This window comes from Amycolatopsis sp. NPDC004772, from assembly GCF_053601215.1.
The window spans coordinates 90,113-113,845 of the sequence record NZ_JBSGBK010000020.1 but is presented as its reverse complement, the minus strand read 5'-3'; the positions used below and the strand labels follow the sequence as shown (position 1 = coordinate 113,845).

At 73.7% G+C, this 23,733-nt stretch carries 19 protein-coding genes; 7 read left to right on the top strand and 12 right to left on the bottom strand.

The window, feature by feature from the left end; translation table 11 throughout:
- Positions 1 to 395 precede the first annotated feature (395 nt).
- Genes ACWEF6_RS15285 through ACWEF6_RS15260 form a run of 6 tightly spaced genes read left to right on the top strand, consistent with a single transcriptional unit; the run spans position 396 to position 10,365 of the window.
- Complete coding sequence (locus tag ACWEF6_RS15285) at positions 396 to 6,257, top strand: SDR family NAD(P)-dependent oxidoreductase (RefSeq protein WP_449683488.1); 5,862 nt, start codon at positions 396 to 398, stop codon at positions 6,255 to 6,257.
- Positions 6,258 to 6,291: 34 nt separating this feature from the next.
- Positions 6,292 to 7,134 carry a 3-hydroxyacyl-CoA dehydrogenase family protein gene (locus tag ACWEF6_RS15280; RefSeq protein WP_449683487.1) on the top strand — a complete coding sequence of 281 codons (843 nt, stop codon included), beginning with the start codon at positions 6,292 to 6,294 and terminating at the stop codon, positions 7,132 to 7,134.
- A gap of 29 nt (positions 7,135 to 7,163) precedes the next feature.
- The gene (locus tag ACWEF6_RS15275) at positions 7,164 to 7,415 is read left to right on the top strand and encodes an acyl carrier protein (protein WP_003066161.1); all 252 of its coding nucleotides are present in this window, start codon (positions 7,164 to 7,166) and stop codon (positions 7,413 to 7,415) included.
- 3 nt (positions 7,416 to 7,418) lie between these two features.
- A complete protein-coding gene (locus tag ACWEF6_RS15270; protein ID WP_449683486.1) occupies positions 7,419 to 8,558 on the top strand; it encodes an acyl-CoA dehydrogenase family protein in 1,140 nt (379 codons plus the stop codon).
- A complete protein-coding gene (locus tag ACWEF6_RS15265) occupies positions 8,555 to 9,622 on the top strand; it encodes an HAD-IIIC family phosphatase (RefSeq protein WP_449683485.1) in 1,068 nt (355 codons plus the stop codon). The genes ACWEF6_RS15270 and ACWEF6_RS15265 overlap by 4 nt, the downstream gene beginning before the upstream one ends.
- Positions 9,619 to 10,365, top strand: coding sequence for a thioesterase II family protein (locus ACWEF6_RS15260; protein ID WP_449683484.1), 747 nt, complete (start codon positions 9,619 to 9,621; stop codon positions 10,363 to 10,365). Before ACWEF6_RS15265 ends, ACWEF6_RS15260 begins: the two co-directional genes overlap by 4 nt.
- Before the next feature lie 78 nt (positions 10,366 to 10,443).
- Here the strand turns inward: ACWEF6_RS15260 and ACWEF6_RS15255 are convergent, their stop codons facing one another.
- The 6 genes from ACWEF6_RS15255 to ACWEF6_RS15230 all read right to left on the bottom strand — a co-directional run bounded on the left by ACWEF6_RS15255 (position 10,444) and on the right by ACWEF6_RS15230 (position 17,504).
- Positions 10,444 to 10,956, bottom strand: a complete 513-nt coding sequence (locus ACWEF6_RS15255) for a hypothetical protein (protein ID WP_449683483.1) — start codon at positions 10,954 to 10,956, stop codon at positions 10,444 to 10,446.
- 65 nt (positions 10,957 to 11,021) lie between these two features.
- Complete coding sequence (locus ACWEF6_RS15250) at positions 11,022 to 14,018, bottom strand: beta-ketoacyl synthase N-terminal-like domain-containing protein (RefSeq protein ID WP_449683482.1); 2,997 nt, start codon at positions 14,016 to 14,018, stop codon at positions 11,022 to 11,024.
- An 18-nt stretch (positions 14,019 to 14,036) separates the two neighbouring features.
- Positions 14,037 to 14,798 (bottom strand): ABC transporter permease, encoded by a 762-nt coding sequence (locus tag ACWEF6_RS15245; RefSeq protein ID WP_449683481.1) that lies wholly within the window; start codon positions 14,796 to 14,798, stop codon positions 14,037 to 14,039.
- Positions 14,782 to 15,621: an ABC transporter ATP-binding protein gene (locus ACWEF6_RS15240; RefSeq protein WP_449683480.1), complete on the bottom strand. Its 840-nt coding sequence runs from the start codon at positions 15,619 to 15,621 to the stop codon at positions 14,782 to 14,784. Before ACWEF6_RS15240 ends, ACWEF6_RS15245 begins: the two co-directional genes overlap by 17 nt.
- A gap of 88 nt (positions 15,622 to 15,709) precedes the next feature.
- The gene (locus ACWEF6_RS15235) at positions 15,710 to 17,242 is read right to left on the bottom strand and encodes an acyl-CoA ligase (AMP-forming), exosortase A system-associated (RefSeq protein WP_449683479.1); all 1,533 of its coding nucleotides are present in this window, start codon (positions 17,240 to 17,242) and stop codon (positions 15,710 to 15,712) included.
- Complete coding sequence (locus tag ACWEF6_RS15230; RefSeq protein WP_310969779.1) at positions 17,235 to 17,504, bottom strand: phosphopantetheine-binding protein; 270 nt, start codon at positions 17,502 to 17,504, stop codon at positions 17,235 to 17,237. The genes ACWEF6_RS15235 and ACWEF6_RS15230 overlap by 8 nt, the downstream gene beginning before the upstream one ends.
- 182 nt (positions 17,505 to 17,686) lie before the next feature.
- On the opposite strand from ACWEF6_RS15230, the gene ACWEF6_RS15225 reads away from it, so the two are divergent.
- Positions 17,687 to 18,670 carry a LuxR C-terminal-related transcriptional regulator gene (locus ACWEF6_RS15225; RefSeq protein ID WP_449683478.1) on the top strand — a complete coding sequence of 328 codons (984 nt, stop codon included), beginning with the start codon at positions 17,687 to 17,689 and terminating at the stop codon, positions 18,668 to 18,670.
- A gap of 106 nt (positions 18,671 to 18,776) precedes the next feature.
- On the opposite strand, the gene acpS is transcribed toward ACWEF6_RS15225, so the two are convergent.
- The 6 genes from acpS to ACWEF6_RS15195 are packed head-to-tail and all read right to left on the bottom strand — an operon-like array spanning position 18,777 to position 23,729.
- Positions 18,777 to 19,439 (bottom strand): holo-ACP synthase, encoded by a 663-nt coding sequence (acpS, locus tag ACWEF6_RS15220; protein ID WP_449683477.1) that lies wholly within the window; start codon positions 19,437 to 19,439, stop codon positions 18,777 to 18,779.
- Positions 19,436 to 20,185 carry a hypothetical protein gene (locus ACWEF6_RS15215; RefSeq protein ID WP_449683476.1) on the bottom strand — a complete coding sequence of 250 codons (750 nt, stop codon included), beginning with the start codon at positions 20,183 to 20,185 and terminating at the stop codon, positions 19,436 to 19,438. Before ACWEF6_RS15215 ends, acpS begins: the two co-directional genes overlap by 4 nt.
- Positions 20,178 to 21,317, bottom strand: a complete 1,140-nt coding sequence (locus ACWEF6_RS15210; protein WP_449683475.1) for an acyl-CoA dehydrogenase family protein — start codon at positions 21,315 to 21,317, stop codon at positions 20,178 to 20,180. The genes ACWEF6_RS15215 and ACWEF6_RS15210 overlap by 8 nt, the downstream gene beginning before the upstream one ends.
- Entirely contained in the window at positions 21,314 to 21,922 is a 609-nt protein-coding gene (locus ACWEF6_RS15205) for an acyl-CoA dehydrogenase family protein (RefSeq protein ID WP_449683474.1), read from the bottom strand. The genes ACWEF6_RS15210 and ACWEF6_RS15205 overlap by 4 nt, the downstream gene beginning before the upstream one ends.
- Positions 21,919 to 22,866 carry a 3-oxoacyl-[acyl-carrier-protein] synthase III C-terminal domain-containing protein gene (locus ACWEF6_RS15200; RefSeq protein ID WP_449683473.1) on the bottom strand — a complete coding sequence of 316 codons (948 nt, stop codon included), beginning with the start codon at positions 22,864 to 22,866 and terminating at the stop codon, positions 21,919 to 21,921. The genes ACWEF6_RS15205 and ACWEF6_RS15200 overlap by 4 nt, the downstream gene beginning before the upstream one ends.
- Complete coding sequence (locus tag ACWEF6_RS15195; RefSeq protein ID WP_449683472.1) at positions 22,866 to 23,729, bottom strand: hypothetical protein; 864 nt, start codon at positions 23,727 to 23,729, stop codon at positions 22,866 to 22,868. Before ACWEF6_RS15195 ends, ACWEF6_RS15200 begins: the two co-directional genes overlap by 1 nt.
- Positions 23,730 to 23,733: the final 4 nt, after the last annotated feature.

The following is a 23,733-nucleotide window of genomic DNA, read 5'->3' as shown; positions in this document are numbered from 1 at the left end:
TTACTTGTGATATTCGGATATCGATAGATTGAGGGGTTTACAGCGGCGGGCCGAACCCCGCACAAGCCACCGCGGCCACGCCGCCAGCCAGCGCCGGACACACCGGCGGGCCGAACCCCGCACAAGCCACCGCGGCCACGCCGCCAGCCGCCGCCGGACACACCGGCGGGCCGAACCCCGCACAAGCCACCGCGGCCACGCCGCCAGCCGGCGCCGGACACGCCGCCGAAACCGCCCGGCCGAACCCGGCTCAAGCCACCGCGGCCGCGCCGCCAGCCGGCGCCGGACACGCCGGCGGACCGAGCCCGGCTCAAGCCACCGCGGCCGCGCCGCCAGCCGCCGCCGGACACACCGCCGAAGCCGGCTCCGGCCGGGTGCGGCCCGCGCAGGCGGCCGTGGCCGTCCTGCCGGTCGTCGCCAACCAGGAGTACCTCAACCTCGATGCCGGGACCGTCGACCTCGACGCGGCCCACACCCCCGCCGAAGCCGCCGCCGTGCTCGCCGCCGAACTGCGGGCGCCCGGCGCTCCCCTCGTCGCCTACCGGGGCGACCAGCGGCTCGTTCCCGGCTACCGGCCCGCCGAACCCGTCGCGGCACCCGCCATCCGGGACGGCGGCAGCTACCTCATCACCGGCGGCCTCGGCGGGGTCGGGCTCACCGTCGCCGAGCACCTCGCCACCCGTGGCGCGCGCCGCCTGGTTCTCGCCAGCCGCAGCGGCGGCACCGACGCCGCCGTAGCCCGGCTGCGGGCCCTCGGCGCCGAGGTCCACACCCCGAGCGTGGACGTCAGCGATCCGGCCGCGCTCGAAAGCCTGCTCACCGAGAAGTTCGACGGGATCGTCCACGCCGCCGCGGACTCCGATCCCGCCGGGTTCCGTCCTCTGTCCGAACTGGACGAACCGGTGATCGCCCGGCACTTCGCCGCCAAGGTCGGCGGGGCCCGGGTGCTGGCCGCGGCCCTCGACGCGCTGCCGGAAGCGGACCGTCCCGAGTGGACGCTCCTCTTCTCCTCCACCTCGGCCCTGCTCGGCGGCGTCACCTTCGGCAGCTACGCCGCCGCCAACGCCGCGCTGCTCGCCGAGGCCCACGGCCGGCCCGGCTGGGTCGCCGCCGCCTGGGACACCTGGCCCGGCACCCTGGAACGCCTGGACGCCCGGCTCGGCGCGTCCATGGCCAAGCACGCCATGACCCGCGCCCAGGCGCTGACCGCGTTCGACCGGCTCACCGCGCACGCCGGGCCGGCCGTCATCGTCGCCGCCGGCGGGCTCGACGAGCGGCTCCCCGGCGCGGCGAAACCGGCCCGGGCCATCGCCGCCGACCGGTTCCCGCGGCCCGACCTGCCCCAGCCCTACACCCCGCCGATGACCGCCACCGAACGCGGGCTCGCCGAAGTCTGGTCGGCCGTGCTCGGCGTCGAGCCGGTCGGCACCCGGGACAACTTCTTCGACCTCAACGGCAACTCACTGCTCGCCCTGCAGATGCTCGCTCTGGTCAAGGAGCGCTTCGGCGTCGCCATCCCCACCGTCACGCTCTTCGAACTGCCCACCGTCCAGGCCCTCGCCGCCACCCTCGACGACCAGGCACCGGCAGCGGTCACCGCCTCGCCGGTCCGGGAAGCCGATCCCGACGACGACGAGCTCGACCGGCACATCGCCATCGTCGGCATGGCCGGCCGGTTCCCCGGCGCGGGCACGATCGACGAGTTCTGGCGCAACCTCTGCGACGGTGTCGAGTCGATCACCTTCTTCAGCCCCGACGAGCTCATCGCCGCCGGGGTCGACCCGGCGCAGGTCCGCGACCCGGCCTACGTGCCGGCGCGGCCGGTGCTCGACGACGTCACCGGGTTCGACGCCGCCTTCTTCGGCCTCAGCCCGCGCATGGCCGCCCTGACCGACCCCCAGCAGCGCCTCTTCCTCGAGGTCTGCTGGGAAGCCCTCGAACAGGCCGGGTACGCGCGGCCCGGCGAACGCGGCCGGGTGGGCGTCTTCGGCGGCTGCAACCTCTCGACGTACCTGCTCGGCATCGCCGGCCAGTTCACCTCCGACGCCGACGCCAGCATCTACGAGCTGGTGATGGGCAACGACAAGGACGCGCTCACCACCACCGTGTCCTACCTGTTCGACCTGCGCGGCCCGAGCATGGCGGTCCAGACGTTCTGCTCGACGTCGCTGGTCGCGGTGCACACGGCGATGCGCAGCCTGCGGGCCGGCGACTGCGAGATGGCCCTCGCGGGCGGCGTCTCGGTGCGCGTGCCCGACCGGATCGGGCACCTGCACTCCCCCGGCGGCCAGGAGTCGCCGGACGGGCACGTCCGCACCTTCGACGCCCAGGCGCACGGCAGCATGTTCGGCGACGGCGCCACCGTCGTCGTGCTCAAGAAGCTCGGCGCGGCCCTGCGCGACGGCGACCACATCTGGTCGGTGATCCGCGGCTCGGCGATGAACAACGACGGCGCCCTCAAGGTCGGCTACACCGCTCCCAGCGTGGGCGGGCAGTCGCGGGTGATCGCCGACGCCATGGCCGACGCGCGGGTCGCCGCCGAGGACGTCGGGTACGTCGAGGCCCACGGCACCGCGACCGAGCTGGGCGACCCGATCGAGGTCGCCGCGCTGACCCGGGCGTTCGGGGACACCGCCGAGAAGCAGTACTGCGCCCTCGGCTCGGTGAAGCCGAACGTCGGGCACCTCGACCGGGCCGCGGGCACGGCCGGGCTGATCAAGGCGTCGCTGGTCGTCCGCGAGGGCCTGATCCCGCCGACGCTCCACTACACCGCGCCGAACCCCGAAATCGACTTCGAGCACAGCCCGTTCCGGGTGGCCGCCGAGCTCGCGCCGTGGAACACCGGCGGCGGCCGTCCCCGGATCGCCGGGCTCAACTCGCTGGGCATGGGAGGCACCAACGTGCACGTCGTCGTCGAACAGCCGCCCGACCGGCCCGCCCCGCCTCCGGGCGACCCGGACACCGAACGCCGCTACCAGGTGCTGCCGGTCTCGGCCCGCACCGCCGACGCGGCCGACACGGCGGCCCGCCGGCTCGGCGAGCACCTCGCCGGCACCCCGGACGCCCGGCTCGCCGACGTCGCCTTCACGCTCCAGGAAGGCCGCAAGACGTTCGAACACCGGCGTGCGGCCGTGGCGTCCGATGTGGACAGTGCGGTCACCGCGCTGGCCGCGCCCGCGACCCGGGTCGAGCCGGTGCAGGACCGGCCGGTGGCGTTCCTCTTCGCCGGCGTCGGCGAGCAGTACCCGGGTCTGGTGGGCGAGCTGTACCGGCGCGAGCCGGTGTTCCGCGCCCACCTCGACGACTGCCTCGTGCACCTCGACGGTGACCTCGTCACCGGCGAGCGGGGCGGCGGCCCGAGCCTGGCCGCGCTGCTCGGCCGGGGCGGCGACGAAGACCCGCGCGCCGCACGGCTCCAGCAGACCGAACTGGCCCAGCCGCTCATGTTCGCGGTCGACTACGCCCTGGCCCGGACGCTCATGGACTGGGGACTGCGGCCCGCCGCGATGCTCGGCTACAGCCTCGGCGAGTACGTCGCCGCCTGCCTGGCCGGGGTGCTCTCGCTCGAAGACGCCCTGGCGCTGGTCGCCAAGCGCGCGGAGTTGATCGCCGCGCTCCCGGGCGGGTCGATGGCCGCCGTGCCGCTGTCGGGCACCGAACTGCAAGCCCGGTTCGACCTCGCAGGCCTCGACCTCGCCGCGGTGAACGGCCCCGAGCTGGTCGTGGTCGCCGGGGAGAGCGCGGCGGTCGAGCGGCTCGCGCAGGACCTGCGGGCCGCGGACGTCCCGTGCCGCCCGCTGCGCACCAGTCACGCGTTCCACTCGCGGATGCTGACGCCGGCCGCGGCCGAGCTGACCGCGTGGATCGCCGCGAACGTCACGCTCACTGCACCCGAGCTGCCTTATCTGTCCAACGTCACCGGGCAGCACGCGACCGCCGAGCTGGTCACCGACCCCGGCTACTGGGCGCGGCACATGTGCGAGACCGTCCGGTTCGCCGACGCGGCAACCGAGCTGCTGGCCGACGAGCACGTGGCCGTCGTCGAGATCGGCCCCGGGCCGTCCCTCGGCGCCCTGCTGCGCGGACTCAGCCCGGCAAGCCGCTGGCCGCTGATCACCGCCACGCTTCCCGCCGCGGACGACCCGCGCCCGGCCGACGAGGTGCTCACCGACGGCCTGGCCCGGCTGTGGCTGCTCGGCGCGCACCTCGACTGGTCGGCCTACCACGGCCGCGGCCCGGCGACGCCGGTCTACCGCGGCACCGCCCCGGGCCGCGTGCCGCTGCCGACCTACCCCTTCCAGCGCCAGCGCTACTGGATCGAGGCGAAGCCGGCCACCGGGACGGCCCGGGTGGAGACGCCCGCCGAGGGTCCTCTGGAGGAGTTCGACCGGATCCCGCTGCTGCCCGAGGAGCAGTGGATCAACCTGCCCACCTGGCGCCAGACCTCGGCCGCGCCCGTCGCGCCGCAGCCCGCGTCCTGGCTGGTGTTCGCCCGCCCCGGCCTCGCCGAGGACGTCCTCGACGGGATCCGCCGCACCGGCGACCCGGTGACCGTGGTCCGGCCGGGCGCGGGGTACCGGCCGGGCCCGGACGCCACCGTCCGCCCCGGCGACGTCGACGACCTGCTGCAGCTGCTGCGCGACCTCAAGCGCGGCGGCACCCGCCTGGACCGGGTCGTCCACCTGTGGAACCTCGACGGCGACTCCCTGCTGCTCGGCCTGCACACCCTCGTGGCGCTGGCCCGCGCGGCCGGCGAGCTGGGCCTCGGCGGCTGGACCCTGGACCTGGCCGCCACCGGCACCCAGCGGGTCCTGCACGACGGCGAGCTCCGGCCCGACGCGGCCACCCTCACCGGGCCGAACCTGGTGATCCCGATGGAGTACCCCGGTGTCCAGACGCGACTGATCGACGTCGACGCCGCTGCCGGTGCCGCCGCCGTGGTCGCCGAGCTGCACCGCCCGGCGCCGGGCCGCACGGTCGCGCTGCGCGGCTCGCGGCGCTGGCTGCCCGGCTACGAAACCCTGGCGCCGCAACCGATCGAGCAGGCGAAGGACGTGCTGCGCGAGCAGGGCGTGTACCTGATCACCGGCGGGCTCGGCGGGATCGGGCTGGCGATGGCCGAGCGGCTGGCCCGCGACAGCCACGCCAAACTCGTCCTGTTCGGCCGCCGCGGCCTGCCGCCGCGCGAACGCTGGGCCGGGATCGCCGACGGCACCGACGAAGTGCCCGGCACCATCCGCGACCGCGTCGATCGCGTCCGCGAAATCGAGGCGCTCGGCGGTGAAGTGGTGGTCGTCGAAGGCGATGTCGCCGAGGAGGCCGACGTCCGGCGCGCGGTCGCCGTGGCCATCGAGCGGTTCGGGGCGCTGCACGGCATCCTGCACACCGCGGGCGTGCCGGGCACCGGGCTGATGCAGTTCAAGCAGCCGGGTGACGCCGATCAGGTCCTCGCGCCGAAGCTGCCCGGCTCCCGGGCCCTCAGCGCGGCCACCGACGGCCTGGACCTCGACTTCGTCGCGCTGTTCTCCTCCATCACCTCGGTCACCGGCGGTGGCCCCGGCCAGGTCGACTACTGCGCCGGCAACGCCTGGCTCGACGCCTACGCCGCCGCCCACGGCGGCCGGACGGTGTCGATCTCGTGGGGCGAGTGGACCTGGAACGCCTGGGACGAAGGGCTTTCCGGGTACGAGGAAGACATCCAGACCTACTTCCGCGAGCACCGCGCCAAGTTCGGCATCGACTTCGAGCAGGGCTGGCGCACGCTGCTGCGGGCCCTGGCCTCGGGCGAACCGCACGTCGTCGTGTCCACCCAGGACCTCGACGCGGTGACCGCCGTGGCGGCGCGGTTCAGCGTCGACGCCGTCACCTCGGCCGCCCACGGCGGCTCGACGGCCGACCGCCACCCGCGGCCGGAGCTCGTCACGCCGTTCCAGGAGCCCGAGGGTGACGCCGAGCGCGCGGTGGCCGAGGCGTGGTGCGAGGCACTGCGGCTGGACCGCGTCGGCGCGTCCGACAACTTCTTCGAACTCGGCGGCACGTCCCTGCTCGGCATCTCGCTGCTGGCGGGGCTGCGCACCGCGTTCCCGGACGCGGAACTGCCGCCGCACATCATCCACGAGGCCCCGACCGTCGCCGCGCTCGCGAAGATCGCCGCCGGCGGCCCGGAGACCCCCGAACCCGCACCCGACACCCAGGCGCAGGGACAGCTGCGCCGCTCCGGCATCAAAGCCGCGGCCGCCCGACGGCGCCGGGCCTGAACGACAACCTCCGCACAGCAGAAAGGGAACAGTCATGGCAGTCACGGGAGTGGTGGGCGCCGGCGTCATGGGCATCGGCGTCGCCCAGGACTTCGCCGCCGCGGGCCACGAGGTCGTGCTCGTCGACAAGGACGAGCGGATCCTCGAGGAGGCGCGCGCCGCGATCACGCGCAACTGCCGGCTCAGCCGGCTCATGGGCGGGCCCGCGCTCGACGCGGACGAGATCCTCGCCCGGATCACCACCGCGGTCGGCCTGGCCGCGCTGGACAAGACCGAAATCCTCGTCGAGAACGTCACCGAGGACTGGGACATCAAGGCCGCCGTGCACGCCGAGCTCGACGAGGTCTGCGGTCCGGACACGGTGATCATCGCCAACACCTCGGCCGTGCCGATCACCCGGATCGCCTCGGTCGGCCAGAACCCGGGCCGCGTCATCGGCGTGCACTTCATGAACCCGGTGCCGCAGAAGCCGGTCGTCGAGCTGATCCCCGGCTTCCACACCACGCCGGAGACCATCCTGCGCACCCGCGAGCTGCTCACCAGCATCGGCAAGCGCTGGGTCGACGTGAAGGACGCCTCGGGCTTCGTGTCCAACCGCGTGCTCATGCTCACCGTCAACGAAGCCGCCTACCTGGTGCACGAGGGCGTCGCCACCGCCGAGTCCGTCGACGAGGTGTTCCGCGGCTGCTTCGGCCACCCGATGGGCCCGCTCGAGACGGCCGACCTGATCGGCGTCGACACGATCCTCTACAGCGTCGAGGTGCTCTACGAGCACTACGCCGACTCGAAGTACCGCCCCTGCCCGCTGCTCAAGCAGATGACCGACGCCGGCCTGCACGGCCGCAAGTCCGGCCGCGGCTTCTACACCTACAGCTGAAATCCCGTTACCCAGAAGGAGAAACCACCATGTCCGAGACCACCGGCGACATCCTCGCCTTCATCACCGGCCGCTTCCCCCAGGCCGAGATCACCGCGACCGAGGACATCTTCTCCCTCGGCTACATCAACTCCCTGTTCGCCATGGAGCTGGTGATGCACCTGGAGAAGACCTTCGCCGTCACCATCCCCAACGAGGAACTGCGGATCGACAACTTCCGCACCGCGGCGGCGATGACCGAGCTGGTCGGCCGCCTGCGCCCGGCCGCGACGGTGGGCTGACCCGTGCCGGAGGTACTCACCGCGGTCCGCGCGCCCGACCGCGAGGCCGCGCGGGCCTTCGTGGACGAGCACGTCGTCCCCTTCGCCGACGCGTGGGACAAAGCCGGGCGGATCCCCGAGGACGTCCTGGACAAGATCGCCGACGCCGGGCTGTGGGCGCCGTTCCTGCCGCCCGAGCTCGGCGGCTCCGGCCTCGACATGGTCACCCTCGGCGAGATTCACGAAGAGGTCGGCCGCGGCTGCTCGTCGGTCCGCAGCCTGCTGACCGTGCACACCATGCTCTCCTGGGCGTTGCTGCGCTTCGGCACCGAGGCGCAGCAGCACCGGTGGGGGCCGGAGCTGGCGAGCGGGCGCGTCCTCGGCGCGTTCTGCCTGTCCGAGCCCGGCGCGGGCAGCGACACGGCCGCGATCACCACGACCGCCACCCCCGACGGCGACGGCTGGCGGCTCGACGGCCTCAAGAAGTGGACCACCAACGGCCAGCGCGCGAACCTGTTCCTGGTCTTCGCGAAGGGCCCGGCCAGCACGATCGCGCTGCTCGTGCCGCGGGGCGCGCCCGGTGTCACGGTCACCCCGATCGACGACATCCTCGGGACGCGCTCGTCGATGCTGGCGTCGATCTCCTTCGACGGCGTCCGGCTGGGTGCCGACGCGCTGCTCGGGCCGAGCGGCTTCGCCTCCGGCATGGTTCTCACCGGCACGCTCGACCTCGGCCGCTACAGCGTCGCGGCCGGGTCGGTGGGCATCATCCAGGCGTGCGCCGACGCGTGCGCGGACTACACGAGCAAGCGGACCGTGGGCGGTCAGCCGCTGAAGGACCTACCGTTGATCCAGGCGAAGCTGTCGGACATGGTCACCGACGTCCGCGCGGCCCGGCTGCTGCTGGCCGAGGCCGGCCGGCTCAAGGACCGCGGCGACTCGGCGACGATCATGGCCACCTGGGTGGCGAAGTACTTCGCGTCGGTCGCGGCCGCGAAACACGCGTCGGAGGCCGTGCAGGTGCACGGCGCCAACGGCTGCAGCACCGACTACCCCGTCGCCCGGTTCTACCGGGACTCGAAGGTCATGGAGATCATCGAGGGCAGCACCGAGATCCAGCGGATGACCATCGCCGCCGAGGCCTACCGGAAGCAGGTACCGTGACCAGTCTCATCGAACCGGCCACCGTCACGAAGCCGGTGCAGGGCAAGATCAAGTGCGTGGTGTGGGACCTCGACAACACCGTCTGGGACGGGGTCCTGCTGGAGGACGGTGACGTCCGGCTGCGCCCGTGGGTGGTCGAGCACGTCAAGCGGCTCGACGCGATGGGTGTGCTGCACTCGGTCGCCAGCAAGAACGACCACGAAGCCGCCATGGCGAAGCTGCGCGAGTTCGGCCTTGACGAGTACTTCCTGTTCCCGCGCATCTCGTGGAACGCGAAGTCGGCGTCGATCGGCCAGATCGCGCAGAAGCTCAACCTCGGCCTGGACGCCTTCGCGTTCGTCGACGACCAGGAGTTCGAGCGCGCCGAAGTCGCCTTCGCGCTGCCGCAGGTGACCACAGTGGACATCCTGGAGGCCGACGAGGTGTTGCGGCGGCCGGAGTTCGCGCCGCGGTTCGTCACCGACGAGTCGGCGCAGCGGCGCGGGATGTACTTCAGCCAGCTCGCCCGCGACGACGTCGAGGCGGACTTCGCCGGCACCGGCGAAGACTTCCTGGCCAGCCTGGACCTGCGGTTCACCATCGCGCCGGCCAGGCGGGAGGACTTGCAGCGGGCGGAGGAGCTGACCGTCCGCACCAACCAGCTCAACTCGACCGGGCGAACGTACTCCTACGACGAGCTGGACGCGCTGCGCTCGTCGGACGAGCACGTGCTGCTCGTCGCGTCGCTGACCGACAAGTTCGGCTCCTACGGCAAAATCGGCCTGGCGCTGCTGGAGAAGGGGTCGCCGGACTGGCGGCTCAACATGATGCTGATGTCGTGCCGCGTGATGTCGCGCGGCGTCGGCACCGTGCTGCTGGGCCACGTGATGGGCCTGGCCCGGGCGGCGGGTGCCGGGCTGCGCGCGGACTTCGTCGAAACCGGCCGCAACCGGATGATGCAGATCACCTACGCGTTCAGCGGGTTCCGCGAGGTCTCGCGGGAGGGCTCGCACGTGGTGCTCGCGGCGGACCTGGACGCGATCCAGGAGCCGCCGGCGTACGTGACGCTCGAGGTGGAGTCGTGACGACGGCGGTGGCGAGCCGCTGGCTGCCGTTCCCCGTGACCGCGGGGAACGTGCGGCTGTACTGCCTGCCGCACGCGGGCGGCTCGGCGTCGGCGTTCCGCGCGTGGATCGGCCGGCTGCCCGGGGTGACGGTGTGCCCGGTCCAGCCGCCGGGCCGCGAGACGCGCCAGCGGGACACCCCGCACACGTCGATGGCTTCGTACGTCGCCGACCTGGCGGACTTCGTGCTCTCGGACGACTCCCCGTACGCGGTCTACGGCCACAGCCTGGGCGCGCTGGTCGGGTTCGAGCTGGTGCGGGAGATTTCTCGCCGCGGTGCCGCCCTCCCGGTGCACCTGGTGGTGTCGGGCTGCCCGGCCCCGCAGTGGCTGACCCCGGACGACCCGATCGTGGCGGGCATGGGCGACGCGGAGATCGTGTCGCTGCTGCGCACGCTGGGCGGAACGCCGGAGGTGTTCCTGAACGACCCGCGCGTGCTGCGGCTCATCCTGCCGCCGATCCGCGCGGACCTGACGGTGAAGAACACGTACGGTTACGTGTCCGGACCGCCGCTGGAGGTCCCGGTGACGGCCCTGGCGAGCACGGCCGACGTCCGCGCGAGCGTGGAGTCGGTGCTGGCGTGGCGGGAGCAGACGGTCCGCCCGTTCCGCGGCCACGTCCTGGAGGGCGGCCACTTCGCGGTGCTGGAGCGGGAAGAGATCACCTTGGCCCACCTGGCGGCCGCCCTGCGCCCCTGGTCCTGAGCCGGGCCCCGGAACGTGGTGGGCCCGCCGCCAATACCCCTGGCGGCGGGCCCATCACCCATGCGCTGCCGCAGCCGCTCATCGGACCTCGGGCCGCCGGAAGTGCGCGGGGCGTCCCTGGCGGCTCACTACGCGATGGAATTTCCCCTCGATCTCCTTCCGCCCGGCTCGCACGATGGGAACCAGCTCGGTGGCGGCACACAGTTCCTCGTCGTCGGTGAAATCCACCAGTTCCCGGTAGGAGAACCAGCACGCGTACTCAGCCTGCGGCGCCAAGCGGTAGGGCAACGTCTCCTCGCCGTCGTTGTCGGGCATGCGGAAGACCCGTTGCGCTCCGGTCACCTTGACTTGTTTCGGGAACTTGAATCCCGCCATGTAGATCGAGACCTCCTGCCGGCCGACGTTGGAAGCCACCACCACCATGCCCTGTTCGTCAAGCATCCGGTCCTCGTCGTCGAAAAACTCCCGAGGGGCGACCGTCAGCTCGGAATGCACGACGACACGGGCACCGGATCGGCGCCACGAAATCAGCTGCCAGGTGAACGAAAGGCACGAGACGCCCAACGCCAGCCATGCGAAGACATTCGTCATGGATCGAGGATAACCGGCACCGAAAGGGCCCCTTCCCAACAGCGGGAAGGGGCCCTTTCGGTGGGTCAGGAACGCAGATCGGCGATTCGGCCGGCGAGCAACCGGACCGTGGGCAGCTCCACGACCGCCGTCGCCGGGAGGTTCCACCGGGCCGCGATGCGGACCGCGCCCGCGGAACGGCCGCCCAGCTCGAAGAAATTGTCGTCCGCGCCGATCTCGGTGTACCCGAGGGCCGTCGCCCACCGGGCGGCCACCTCCTGCTCCAGGCCCGGCTCCGGCTCCACGAACGGCGTCCCCAGTGCCGGCCGCGGGCGGACCTGGGCCTGCGCCTGAACCGGCGCACCGCCCCGCACCGGGCGGGCGAGCGGCACCCCGGACAGCACCACCTCGGTCAGCTGGTCGGCCGCGGCCACCGCGGCGAGGACCTCCGGCGCGGGGTCCGAAGTGGACACCACCGTCGTCCACCGCCCGCGGCCGGCGAGCCGCGCCACGCGGGCTTCGGCGGCCAGGACGCGGCCGGCGGGATCCGGCGAGACGAGCAGGATTCCCCGCCGTCCGCCCAGGTCCGGCACGTCGTGGTGCACCTCGGCTTCGGCGTGCCCGGCCGGCTCGAACGGCTCGTGGTGCAGGCGCCACGACTGGTCGCCGCGCACCGCCAGCGGGGACTCCGCGTGCAGCACCGCCGCCAGCGCCTGGTCGAGGTCGGCATCCGGCCCCACGTCCACGTGCCGCGGCGTCAACGCCGTGAGACCCGCCTGCGAGGGCGTGGTCAAGTCGGGCCCCAGGACACCCACGGCGCCGGAGGTCAGCGTCACCATCTCCGGCCACAACCCGGCCGCTACCTCGATCTCCCCCGGTGAGCCGCCCAGGGCGAAGCCGTGCACGACCGTCCGCGGGACGACGACCAGCGAACGCGCCAGCGCTGGCAGGTCGCCGGGCCCGACGACGAAGTCGCCGGTGTCCAGGAACTCGAACCCGCTCCCCGGCCGCACGGTGGTCACTTCGCCCCCCGCCAGGGTGACGCGGGCAGCGAGCGCCTCGCCGACCGGATCGGCGGCGAACACCAGCCACGGTCCCGCCGCCCGCAGCCGGCTCTCCAAGCCGACCAGGGGCTGCGGGTCGGGTCGCCACGACGGCACGTGCGCGACCGGGAGTGCGGCGGCCCCCGGGTCGACCCAGAAGCGCTTGCGCTGGAACGGGTACGGCGGCAGCTCCACCCGGCGGCCCTCGCCGCGGTGCAGCGCGGCCCAGTCCACGGTGCAGCCCGCGAGCCACAGCCGGGCCACCACCGCGAGCAGGTCCGCGGCCGACGACCCGCTCTCGACGGCGACCGTTTCCGAGGCGCCCTCGTCCAGCCGGATGCCCAGCCGGGTCAGGCCGGCGGTCAACGCCGACAGCGCGCCGTCGCGCGTGGCCGCCGGCGCGGGGACTTCGGCCCCGGCCAGCAGGCGGTGGGCCGCCTCGGCCGTCGACGCCCAGCCGGAGCCGGTGTCCGCGACCAGCCGGAACCGCGGGTCACGGCGACGCGTCTCGCCGTCGAGCCACCGCTCGGGATCGGCCAGCGCCGCCACCGCGTCCGGCAGGTCCTCGACCACCACCGCCCGGCGCAGCGCGAAGTGACACCGCGACACCTGCAGCGTGAAGGCGACGTCGGCGAGGTCCAGATCCGGGTGCGCGGCCAGGTGCGCGCGCAGCCGCGAGGTCACCTCGTCGAGCGCACCGGCGTCCCCGGCGGAAAACGTGAGCAAGTGCGGACCGCGAGAACGCCGTGGCTCCCGGACCGGCGGCTGTTCCAACACCACGTGCGCGTTCGTCCCGCCGACGCCGAACGAGCTGACACCCGCCCGCCGCGGCGCGCCGTCCGCGGGCCAGGGGACGTCGGTGGGCAGCACGGTGAACCGGTCACCGAGCGCGGGATTGGGGGTGCGGAACCCGGCCGTGCCCGGCAGGACGCCGTCACGCAGGTTCAGCGCCGCCCGGATCAGGGACGTCACGCCGGACGCGCGATCGAGGTGCCCGATGCTCGGCTTGACCGAGCTGAGCACGCACGGTGCCGCGCGTCCCGGCCCGAAAACCCGGTTCAGCGCGGCCAGTTCGATCGAGTCGCCCAGCGGCGTGCCGACGGCGTGGCACTCGACGTACCCCACCGTCTCGGGTTTCACCCCGGCCACGGCCAGCGCGGTGTCGACCACCGCGGCCTGTCCGGCGACCCCGGGCGCGGGGTAGCCGGCGCGGTCACGGCCGTCGTTGTTGACCGCCGAGCCGAGGAGCACCGCGTGCACGACGTCGCCGTCGGCCAGGGCGTCCTCCAGGCGTTTCAGCGCGACGACCGCCGCGCCGGAGCCCATCACCGTGCCGTTCGCCTCCGCGTCGAGGGCGCGCACCCGGCCGTCGGGCGAGAGGATGCTGCCCTCTTCGAAAACGTGGCCGCCGGTCTGCGGCAGCGGCAGCGCGGCGCCCCCGGCCAGGGCCAGGTCGCACTCGTAGGTCAGCAGGCTCTGGCACGCCAGGTGCACCGCGACCAGCGACGTCGAGCAGTACGTCTGCACGGTGATCGCCGGGCCGCGCAGGCCCAGCTTGTACGACACGAGCGACGTCAGCGAGTCGCGCTCCACCCCCGCGGACAGCAGGGGCTTGCCGCCCGGTTCCCCGGCCAGGCCGGGCAGGTTGCGGGTCAGGTAGTCGGGGAACGCGCAGCCGGCGAACAGCCCGACGGGCACCCCGGGATCCGTCGGCCGGTAGCCGGCCCGTTCCAGGGCTTCCCACGAGCACTCCAGCAGGAGCCGGTGGTGCGGTTCCAGGGTTTCCGCCTCGCGCGCGGACAGCCCGAAGGCGGCGGCGTCGAACATCTCGACGCCGCCGGCCACCGGCCCGCCGACGCGGACGTGGCCCGGGGTGGCCGGATCCACGCCCGCGGCGGCGAGCTCTTCGTCGGTCAGCTCGCGCAGGCCGGGGAGCCCGGCCGCGAGGTTGCGGCGCAGCTGCTCGACGTCGGCGGCGCCCGGGAAGCGCCCCGCCATCCCGACGAGCGCCACGGCCGATTCGTGTGCCGGTTCCGTCATGGCCGTCCCTCCAGTGGGTCAGAGCAGGTGGCTGCGGCCCCAGCCGTGGGCCAGCCGGTAGGTGGCGAAGGCGCCGGTGGCCAGGCCGATCGCGAGCACGATCAACGCCGGGCGCAGCATCGCTTCGGCGTTGCCCGCCATGGCCGCGCGGATGAGCGACAGCCCCCAGTAGCCCGGGGAGAACGGCGCGGCCGCCTGCGCCCACGGCGGCATCAGCGACACCGGCAGCAGCGAGCCGCCGAGCGAGCTGATGGTGATCGCGCCGAGGTCGACGGCGACGATCAGATCGCCGCGGCTGCGGACCACAGTGGACAGTGCGGCCCCCATGGCCAGCAGCATGAAGCCCCACAGGCACATCGCGCCGAACACCAGGCCGGGCGACACCGGGAACGGCATCCCGACGACGAGCCAGCCGTAGATGATCAGGACGCCCTGCTGGATCAGCAGCACGACGAACACCGGGACGGCCTTGCCGATCAGCAGCTCCGCGCGGGCCGCGCGGCTGGCGCGCAGCCGGTCCCAGGTGCGCCACTCGCGTTCGACGAAGATCGCGTTGCCCACGATCGCCATCGCGAACACCGAGAACATCACCAGCTGCCCGGTGACGGCCTCGACCGCACCGGTGCCCAGCGCCTTCACGTACAGCGGCTGGAACAGCACCATGAAGATCATCGGCGTGATCAGGTAGCTGATCAGCTGCGACGGGTCGCGCAGGCGCAGGATCGCGTTGTAGCGGACGAGGGCGCCGGCCCGGGAGAGGGAGTCAGTGCGCGTCGACATCGGTCACCGCCAGGGAGTGGTAGAGGTCGTCCAGGCTGGGGTTGCGCAGCTCGACGGATTCGACCGGCCGCGTCACCGTGGGCAGCAGCTCCAGCAGCGTGCCGGTCGGGTCGGTGGTCGAGACGGCCAGCTGCTCGTCGGCGGTGCGCACGCGGACCTCGCCGGGCAGGCCCGACAGCAGCTCGTCGGCGCCGCCGCGCGCGATCACCCGGCCTTCGGCGGCCACCGCGATCGTGGCCTGCAGGTCGGTCAGTTCGGTCAGGTAGTGGGTGGTGTAGACCACTGCGGCTCCCTCGCCTGCTCGTTGCTTGACCACGTCGAGCAGCGCCTGACGGGTCTCGGGGTCGGCACCGGCGGTCGGCTCGTCGAGCAGCAGCAGCGCCGGCCGGTGCACCAGCGCCGTCGCGGCCTGCGCCCGCCGCTGCTGGCCACCCGAGAGCAGGCCGCACGTGCGGTTCAGGAAGGTCTCCAGCCGCAGCGCGGCGGTGAGGTCGTCGATGGCCGAGCGCAGCGCGGCCCGGCGCAGCCCGGCCAGGCGGCCGTAGAGCTCCAGGTGCTCGCGCACGGTCAAGGGGCGGTAGAGCGCGATGTGCTGCGGGGAGATGCCGATGCGGTCGCGGGCGCGCGTCGGCGATTCGCCGTCGACGAGCACCGTTCCGCTGTCCGGGCGCAGCAGCCCGGACACCATTTCGACGAAGGTGGTCTTGCCGGCGCCGTTGTGGCCGACCAGCCCGACGATCTCGCCCGCGGCGACCTCGAGGCTGAAGCCGTCGAGGGCCTGCACTTCGTCATAGCGTTTCCGGAGGTCGATTGCTTGCAACATAGGGATCGCTCCTTGCGATTCACGGCTCTTGGACTGTCGCACGAGGACGGCCGGGGCGGCGCTCCCCCGCGGTGGCAGGAAACTGCCGTCATTCGGTGCCGGCAGGCACCGCGTCGAGCGCCGCGCGCAACGCGACGCGGTCGAACTTGCCGTTGACCGACCGGGGCAGCTTCGGCAGCACCTCGATCCGCCGCGGCAGCATGTACGCGGGCAGTTCCTTCGCCAGCGCCCGGGAAATCGCCTCCGGGTCGGCCTCGGGCGCGACCGCCAGCACGATCCGGTGGCCCAGCACCGGGTCCGGCACGCCGAACGCGGCCGCCTCCCCCACCAGGCCCGTCGCGTAGGCGGCCTCCTCGACCTCGGCGGGGCTGACGCGGTAGCCCGACGTCTTGATCATCTCGTCGGTCCGGCCGACGAAGTAGAGGAACCCGTCCTCGTCGCGGTAGACGGTGTCGCCGGACCACACGGCGATTTCCGGGCGCACCAAGCCGTCCGGGCCCGGCACCGGGCGGAAGCGCTCCGCCGTGCGCCCGGGGTCGTTCCAGTAGCCGAGCGCCACGAGCGCGCCGCGGTGCACCAGCTCGCCGTGCTCGCCGGGCAGGCAGGGCGTGCCGTCGGCGCGCAGCACGAGGACTTCGGCGTTGGGGATGGCCTTCCCGATCGAGCCCGGACGGCGGTCGGCCTCGGCCGGGTCGAGGTAGGTGGAGCGGAAGGCCTCGGTGAGGCCGTACATCAGGAACGGTTGCGCCGCCGGGAAGATCCGGCGCAGCTTGGCCAGCGTGGCGCGCGGCATGCGGCCGCCGGTGTTGGCGAAGTACCGCAGCCGCGCGGTCGCCTCGGCGGGCCACTCCTGCGTCACCAGTTGCAGCCACAACGGCGGCACGCAGGTCAGCGCGGTGACGCGGTGGCGGGCGCAGAGCCGCACGATTTCCTTGGGCAGCAGGTAGTTCACGAGCACCACGTGCGCCCCGGCGGCGAACGCGGTGGTGAGCTGGCTGAACCCGGCGTCGAAGCTCAGCGGCAGGGCGGCGAGCACGACGTCGTCGCGCGTGTGGCCGAGGTACTCCGCCACACTCGCGGCGCCGGCGAGCAGGTTGCGGTGGGACAGCACGACCCCCTTGGGGCCGCCGGTGCTGCCGGAGGTGTACATGATGGCGGCCGGGTCCTGGTCGATCACCCCGCCGGGCACCGCGTCCGGCCCGGCCGCGGTCAGCGCGTCCCACTCGGGCCGTCCGAACACCACGACCGGGGTGTTCCCGGGCACGGCCTCCCGGACCGTCGCCAGCCGCTCGGCGGTCGTGAGCACCACCTTCGGGGTGCAGTCGGTGGCGACGTGGGCGATGTGCCGGCCCTTGAACAGCGGGTTCAGCGGCACCAGCACCGCGCCGGCGGCCGAAGCGGCGAACAGCGCGACCACGGTCTCCAGGCGCTTCTCCGCGTACACCGCCACCCGGTCGCCGCGGCGGACGCCGAGCCGGTGCAGGCCGTGGGCGACGCGCGCGACCTGGTCGGCGAGCTCGGCGTAGGTCAGCGTCCGGTCCTTGTACGTCAGGGCCGGGTCGCCGGGCGCGCCGCGGGTGAGGAGCTGGTCGAGCCGCACCGGGGCGGCCGCCTCAGACATCGGCGGGCTCCGGGGCGACGAACTCCGCGACGGCCGCCCACAGGCTGCCCGCGGTGGCGAAGGTGTCCTCGGTGAGCAGTTCGTCGGGCAGCTCGAAGTCGAAGGTCTCCTCCAGGTCGGTGACGAGCTGCACCACGCCCATCGAGTCGAGCCCGAGCGCGGCGAGGTCGTCGTCCTCGGCGATCCGGTCCCCGAGCGCGTACGGCAGGTGCGCGATCAGGATCTCGAGGAACCCCGGCGGGATGGGGAGTGTGTCAGGCATTTCGTCACCCTGTTTCGCTTTCGGCGGTCAACCGTGTCCCCCCGAGGACACCACTGGCCGGAATCACCCGGCCATCACCGCGCTCTCATCGCGCCACCACCGGGCGAGAGCGGCGTGAGAGCGCCCCGAGAAGACCGGCTGCGACGGTGGAAAGTGCCAGAAGCGAGACCTTTGGAGGCACGATGTCGACGGCCACCCTTCCGCCGCTCGGGGCGTTCTCCGTGCCCGAGCCCGACCCCGAAGCCGAGCTGTACCGCTACGCGGCGCGCTGCGGCCGGATCTCGTCCGTGGACACCGCCGCGGCGCACCTCGGCCTGCCCGCCGACACGGTCCACGCGGCCGCGGCCAGGCTCGTCGAGCTGCACCTGCTGCGCGCGGTCGCCGACGGCTTCGTCCCCCGGGAACCCTCGGCGGCCGCGGAGCTCGTCGTGACGCCGCTGGAGCGCGCGATGTACGAGCGCCGCGAAATGGCCGACCGCCTGCGCGAGCGCATCGACGGCATCACCCGCGCCCCGGCCGGCGCCGCGGGCACGCTCGACCGCCTGGAGGGTGTCGCCGAGATCCGCGGCCTGATCAAGCTGGCGGCCGAGGTCTGCCGCGACGAACTGGTGGTCCTCCACCCGGGCGAGGCGGCCGACGACCTGGTCGACGAGCTGCTGGACGCGTGCTATTCGGTGCTGGGCGACGGCGTCGGCGTCCGGGTGGTCTGCCCGCACCGCAGCCGCGCCGGCTACGCGGCCCGCGCCCGGTTGACGCAGCTCGCGGGCCGCGGCGCGCAGATCCGCACGCTGAGCCGCGTCCCGGAGGCGGCGGTGGTCTTCGACCGGTCCCTGGCGGTGACGCTGGACGTCGCCGACCTGTCCGCCCGCCGCGTCCGCGACCAGGGCATGGTGCGCTTCCTGCTGGGCCTGTTCGACCAGTTGTGGGACGGCGCCACCCCGTTCGCGGCCGAGGACCAGGGCTACAGCGGCGAGATCGCCCACGACATGCAGCAGACGATCGCCCGCCTGATGGCCCAGGGCCTGACGGACGAGGTCGTGGCCCGGCGGCTGGGGATGTCGGTGCGGACCTGCCGGCGGCACATCGCCGCGATGCTGCAGAACCTCGACGCGGTGTCCCGCTTCCAGGCCGGGGTGCAGGCGGCTTCGCGCTTCACGCTCGCCTGAGGCGCCGCCCGGCCCCAAAGCGCCCCAATGTGGCGTTGGTTGCGTTGGACGCACCCGCGCGAGAAGGGGCCTTCCACTTGCGGAAGGCCCCTTCTCCTTGCCCGCCCTACCATCCGGCCGCCTCGGCGACGACGCCGTAGGTGTGCCGCAGGTCGGTCATCCGGTAGATGCCGGCCTCCGGGATGCGGATGCCGTACCGGTGCTCGATCCGGGCGAGCAGCTCGATCACCACCACCGACGTGACCCCCAGATCGCCCGCGAACGATGCCGCGGCGGCCACTTCGGTCGGGGGAACCGAGAACAGGTCGGCGGCCAGGACCGCCAGTTCGTCGAAGCGGGCCGGGACCGGGGCGGCCGGAGCGGGCTCCGCCGCGCGGCGGAACGGGCGGGGCGGGCGGGCACACCCCGCCGCCGCGACCGCGACCACCAGGTCGGCCTGGTGGCTCAGCGTCACCACGATCTCCTCCAGGCCGGCCTCGTCCGCGATCTCCGCCGCTCCCCCGCCCAGCGTCACCAACGGCGCTCCCCAGTCGTCGTTGGTGACCTCGATGTCACGCCAGCGCAGGCCCTGGCCGAAGCCGCGGCCCAGCATCTTGCAGGTGGCCTCCTTGACGGAAAACCGCCCGGCCAGCCGTTCCAGGGACCGTTCGGCACCCATCCGGGCGGCCTGCTCCAGCTCCACCGGGGTGAAGACCAGCGTCCGGTAGCGCTGGTGCGCCGCGACCTCCGCGAACCGCGGGATCGACATCAGGTCCACGCCGATTCTCATCCACTCCGCCCCCCGAGCAGGCTCGCCGTGGCCGCGGGCACCAGCCGCAGCGCGGTGACGTCCACCGCGACCAGGGACAACCAGCCCTCGCGCAGCGGCCCGCGCGTGTGCAGCAGGACGCGCTCGCCGTCGGCGACCACCCCTTCGGCCACCGCCGCGCAGAACGCCAGCCACGCGTCGCACGGGCCGCGGCCGGTGAACCGGTGGTCACCGGTCAGCGCCGGTTTCCCTTCCCCACAGCCGGAAACGGCCAGCGGGGAGGCCCCGCGGCGCACCCGGACGCCGACCGCCGCGAACCGCGGCTGGCCGCAGGCCGCGTCGGCGAACAGCGGCTCGTCGCAGATGACCGCCGTCGCCTCGCTCTCGACCGCCCACTCCAGGAGCCCGAAGACGGCCGTGCCGCCGAGCTCGTCGAGGTGCGAAAGACCGACGTCCTCGCCCTCCCAGCCGCTGCGGTGCACCAGCCCGGCCAGGGCGGCGACGTTCGGATCGCGCAGCGGCCCGGAACGCACGAAGAACAGCGGCTGCGGCACGGCGGGCGGGCCGAGGGCGGCCAGCACCTGCGCGGTGACGTCGACGTCGTCGTCCTCCGGGATCCGGACCATCAGGCGCGACAACGGAATCCCGGCCGCGGCCAGCCGTTCCGGCGGCACCAGGTCGGCGGCTCCGGGCAACGTCGACAGCGGCACGTACTCCTCGCGCCGGGCGGAGGCGAACGCGATCGTGTCGATCCCGAGGTCAGGCATCGGCGTCTCCCGCCTGGTACCCGCGCGCCACGTGCAGGCGGTGGATGTTGCTGGTGCCCTCCATGAACTCGAACGCGTGCACGTCCCGCGTCCACTTCTCCAGCAGCGGGTGCTCGATCAGGCCGGCCGGGCCCAGCGCGGCGGACGCCCAGTGCGCGGTGCCCACCGCCAGCCCGATCGCGCCGAGCTTCGCGGCGCTGGAGAGGTAGCCGCGCTCGGGGTCGCGGTCGATCCGCGCCGCCGCCTCGTACACCAGCTCGCGGCCCGCTTCGGCGCGGGCGAGGGCGAGCTGGCCGCCGGGGGCGTTCTTGCGGTGCTCCAGCACGTATTCGACCATGGCGAGGGCCGTGCCCACGGCGGACGCGGCGATCCGCACCCGCATGTGGTTGAACGTCGTGATGGCGGCGAAGATGCCCCGCCGTGTCGCCGGCAGGTGGTCGCCGAGCATGCGGCCGGCGGGGATGGCGACGTCCGAAAAGGACAGTCTGCTGATGTAGGCGCCGCGCAGGCCGATCATCTCGAGCTTCTCGCCGTGCCAGCCGGGCGCCGGGAGCTCGACCAGCGCCGCGCGGATCGACAGTGCGCCGCGGCCGGTGCGGCCGAACACCACGCCGACGCTGCCGCGGGCGGCGTTGCCGACGTAGCACTTGCCGCCGTGAAGCCGCCAGCCGTCGCCGTCACGCTCGAAGCGGGTCTCCATCGCCGTCGCGTCGTTGCCGCGGCCCTCTTCGGTCATCGCGAAGAACGACCAGCGGCGGCCGCCGTGCATCCGGGTGAAGAACCACTCCTGCTGCTCGGGCGTGCCGAGCAGCTCGACGAACACCCCGGCCAGGCCGGGTGACGGACAGGCGAGGATAGCGCCGACGTCGCCGCGGGCCAGTTCGATCAGGCCGGCCACGTTCTCCAGGCACGAGCCGCGCTCCATCGCGCGCAGCAACGGCGTCGACGGCAGCGACTCGCGGTACTGCGGCGGGGTGTCGGCCTGCCGGACCATCTCGAACACGGGCGAGCCGTAGTGCTCGTCCATCGCGTCCGGGTCGACGTCGATGGCCAGGGCGCGGGACCGCAGGTCGGCGGCCGCCTCCCGGCTCAGGTCGCGGACCGCGCGGACGCGGTCGCTCAGCTCGATCATGCCGGTTCTCCTTCCGGTTCCCGGTCCACCCAGGTGCCGGCCACCAGGGCCGAGACGTAGAGCGACCGCGCGGGTGAGGTGGCGAGGAAGCCGGAGGCACCGAGGTGCTGGGCCACCCGCCAGCCCAGTTCGTCCAGTTCGCGGTGGACGTCGGCGACGGCGACCGGGTGCCGCTGCGAGCGCACCTGCGCGCGCAGCCGTTCCACCGCGGCCATCACCTCCCCGATCGCGCCGACGATCAGCTGCTTGCGGATCAGCGGTTCGTCGCCGCTGGTGCGGTTCGACAGGTGCTCGACGACGTGGTCGAGCACCGAGCGCAGCACCCCGAGCCGGACCGCGGCCAGGTGCCGGCCGAAGTCGGCCAGCTCGTGGGCGTCGCGCTCTTCGCGGGGACGGCCGGGGCAGGCGAGGAAGACGATGTCCTCGCGGTCGGCCAGGCTGTGCGTGCGCACTTCGGCGCCTTCGGGGACGGCCGCGGCGGGCACGGCCGCGTACCGGCCGGGGGCCAGCCGGTCGGCCGGGGTGGCGGGCAGGGCCCGCGCGAGACCGGCGGCGAGGCCGTCGCTGCGTGCGGTTCGCTCGCATTCGAGCAGGCTGGTGCTCACTTCTCCTCCACGACCTCGACGATCACCGACTGGAAGTAGGCGCCCTGGCCCACGGAGACCAGGGCGCAGCGCTGCCCGGGACGCAGCCGTCCGGCCGCGTCGGCGTGCTGCAGGGCGAGCAGCGAGTCGACCCCGAAGTTGTGCCCGCGCTCGGCGACCAGGTCCAGGGGGATCTTCTCGAACGGGAACCCGGACAACCCGCTGAACGTGCGCCAGAACATCCGGTTGGACAGGTCCGGCAGCACCCAGTCCACATCGGACAGCGTGAGGCCGGCGTCCCGCGCCGCGGCGCCCACCACGGCGACCGCCTGCTCGCAGCAGACCTTGCCGAAGAGGGTGAACTCCTCCTTGGTCATCCGCAGGCTGCGGTGGAACCGCGTGTCGCGGGTGCTCGCGCCGCCGAGGTAGCGGTAGCGCGCGGGCCCGTTTTCCACCACGAGGGCCGCCGCGGTGTCGCCCGCGACGGTGGTGCCCGGGATGTAGCGGCCGCGGTCGCTGGCGCTGCCCTGGTCGCCGCCGAGCACGAGCACCCGGTCGTCCGGGGCCGCCCCGGGCCGGGCCAGGTAGCGCCGGGCGAGTTCGACCGAGCGCAGCACCGACGTGCAGTTCACGTGCGACACCCCGAAGAACGGGACGCCGGGCAGGCCGAGCGCGTCGCGCAGCCGGTCCGGGAACTCGCCGCACAGGTCGAGCTCGGCGATGAGCAGGGTGTGGCCGTAGAGCACCAGGCTCGCCGGCCCGCCGCCGAGCGCGGCCCGCCCGGCCTCGGCCAGGTGGTCCGCCATCCGCTCGCCCGGCGCGAGCACCGGGCTGTCGCGCAGGCCGTAGATGCGGCCGAACATGCGCCGCTCCAGCGGTTTGGCGCCCGACCGCACGAGCACGTCGTCGACGGCCTCGACCCGGCCGGGCAGCCGCACGGCGACCCGGGACAGCCCCGTGTCCATCAGTGCTCCCTCCCCGGCACGAGCAGGCAGCTGCAGAACGTGCCGCTCGCCGGCTCGAAGTCGGCCAGCAGCACCGGCTCCTCCAGGGGCCACCGGCGGGCGAGACCCGCCCACACGCCCGTGCACCACAGGTCCGGCACCGCCTCGACGCGCCCGGCGTACGGCGTGCCCGCGAGCCGCTTGGCGAGGCCCGCTCCGGCCAGCACCGCCACGCCCGGGTGCCGGTACAGCACGTCCGCCAGCGCCAAGGTGGCGCTGTGCGGCCCGGTCCCGCCGAGGCGGACCTCCTCCAGTTCCGTCACCGCGACGTCGCCGGTCGCGCCGGCCTGCAGCAGCACCGCCGCGTCCGGGCGGTGGGTGGCCGGGTGGCCGCTGTCCCACAGCACGGCGTTCTGGTCGTACACCAGCAGCGCCGCCGAGGTCGCCTCGCCGAGCCGGCACATCCCGTCCAGCAGGCGCAGGGCCGTGAACGCGGCACCCGGTCCCGGCCCGGCGACCGAGCACGGTTCCGGGTTCCCGGGCAGGCGGCCGGCCAGGTAGCAGCCGGCGACCTCGGAGTGGTACAGGTCGGGCGAGTGGTAGGCGAGCACCACCGCGTCCAGCGGCGGCAGCGGGGCGCCCGCATCCGCCAGGAGGACCTCGGTCATCTCGATGAACCCGTTGCCGGTGCGGGCCAGGAAGTCCTCCTGGTCCGCCGCGGCGCCGAAGGTCTCGACCATGAGCCGCGCCAGCTCGGGGCGCATCCCGAACACCGGCTTGGCGCGCTCGGTGAACACCCGGTGCGTCACACCGCTCAGGTGCACCCCGGCCGGGCGCGGGGGTACCGCCGCCCGGCCCGGCGGGGCAAGCGTTTGCAGGGACATGGCG

Bases quoted from the DNA above. Each gene is read 5' to 3' on its own strand.
- ACWEF6_RS15250 (WP_449683482.1), bottom strand. From the start codon at position 14,018: ATGACGGAACCGGCACACGAATCGGCCGTGGCGCTCGTCGGGATGGCG.
- ACWEF6_RS15245 (WP_449683481.1), bottom strand. From the start codon at position 14,798: ATGTCGACGCGCACTGACTCCCTCTCCCGGGCCGGCGCCCTCGTCCGC.
- ACWEF6_RS15200 (WP_449683473.1), bottom strand. From the start codon at position 22,866: ATGGACACGGGGCTGTCCCGGGTCGCCGTGCGGCTGCCCGGCCGGGTC.
- ACWEF6_RS15280 (WP_449683487.1), top strand. From the start codon at position 6,292: ATGGCAGTCACGGGAGTGGTGGGCGCCGGCGTCATGGGCATCGGCGTC.
- ACWEF6_RS15215 (WP_449683476.1), bottom strand. From the start codon at position 20,185: ATGCCTGACCTCGGGATCGACACGATCGCGTTCGCCTCCGCCCGGCGC.
- ACWEF6_RS15195 (WP_449683472.1), bottom strand. From the start codon at position 23,729: ATGTCCCTGCAAACGCTTGCCCCGCCGGGCCGGGCGGCGGTACCCCCG.
- ACWEF6_RS15240 (WP_449683480.1), bottom strand. From the start codon at position 15,621: ATGTTGCAAGCAATCGACCTCCGGAAACGCTATGACGAAGTGCAGGCC.
- ACWEF6_RS15225 (WP_449683478.1), top strand. From the start codon at position 17,687: ATGTCGACGGCCACCCTTCCGCCGCTCGGGGCGTTCTCCGTGCCCGAG.
- ACWEF6_RS15255 (WP_449683483.1), bottom strand. From the start codon at position 10,956: ATGACGAATGTCTTCGCATGGCTGGCGTTGGGCGTCTCGTGCCTTTCG.
- ACWEF6_RS15275 (WP_003066161.1), top strand. From the start codon at position 7,164: ATGTCCGAGACCACCGGCGACATCCTCGCCTTCATCACCGGCCGCTTC.
- ACWEF6_RS15235 (WP_449683479.1), bottom strand. From the start codon at position 17,242: ATGTCTGAGGCGGCCGCCCCGGTGCGGCTCGACCAGCTCCTCACCCGC.
- ACWEF6_RS15230 (WP_310969779.1), bottom strand. From the start codon at position 17,504: ATGCCTGACACACTCCCCATCCCGCCGGGGTTCCTCGAGATCCTGATC.
- acpS (WP_449683477.1), bottom strand. From the start codon at position 19,439: ATGAGAATCGGCGTGGACCTGATGTCGATCCCGCGGTTCGCGGAGGTC.
- ACWEF6_RS15210 (WP_449683475.1), bottom strand. From the start codon at position 21,317: ATGATCGAGCTGAGCGACCGCGTCCGCGCGGTCCGCGACCTGAGCCGG.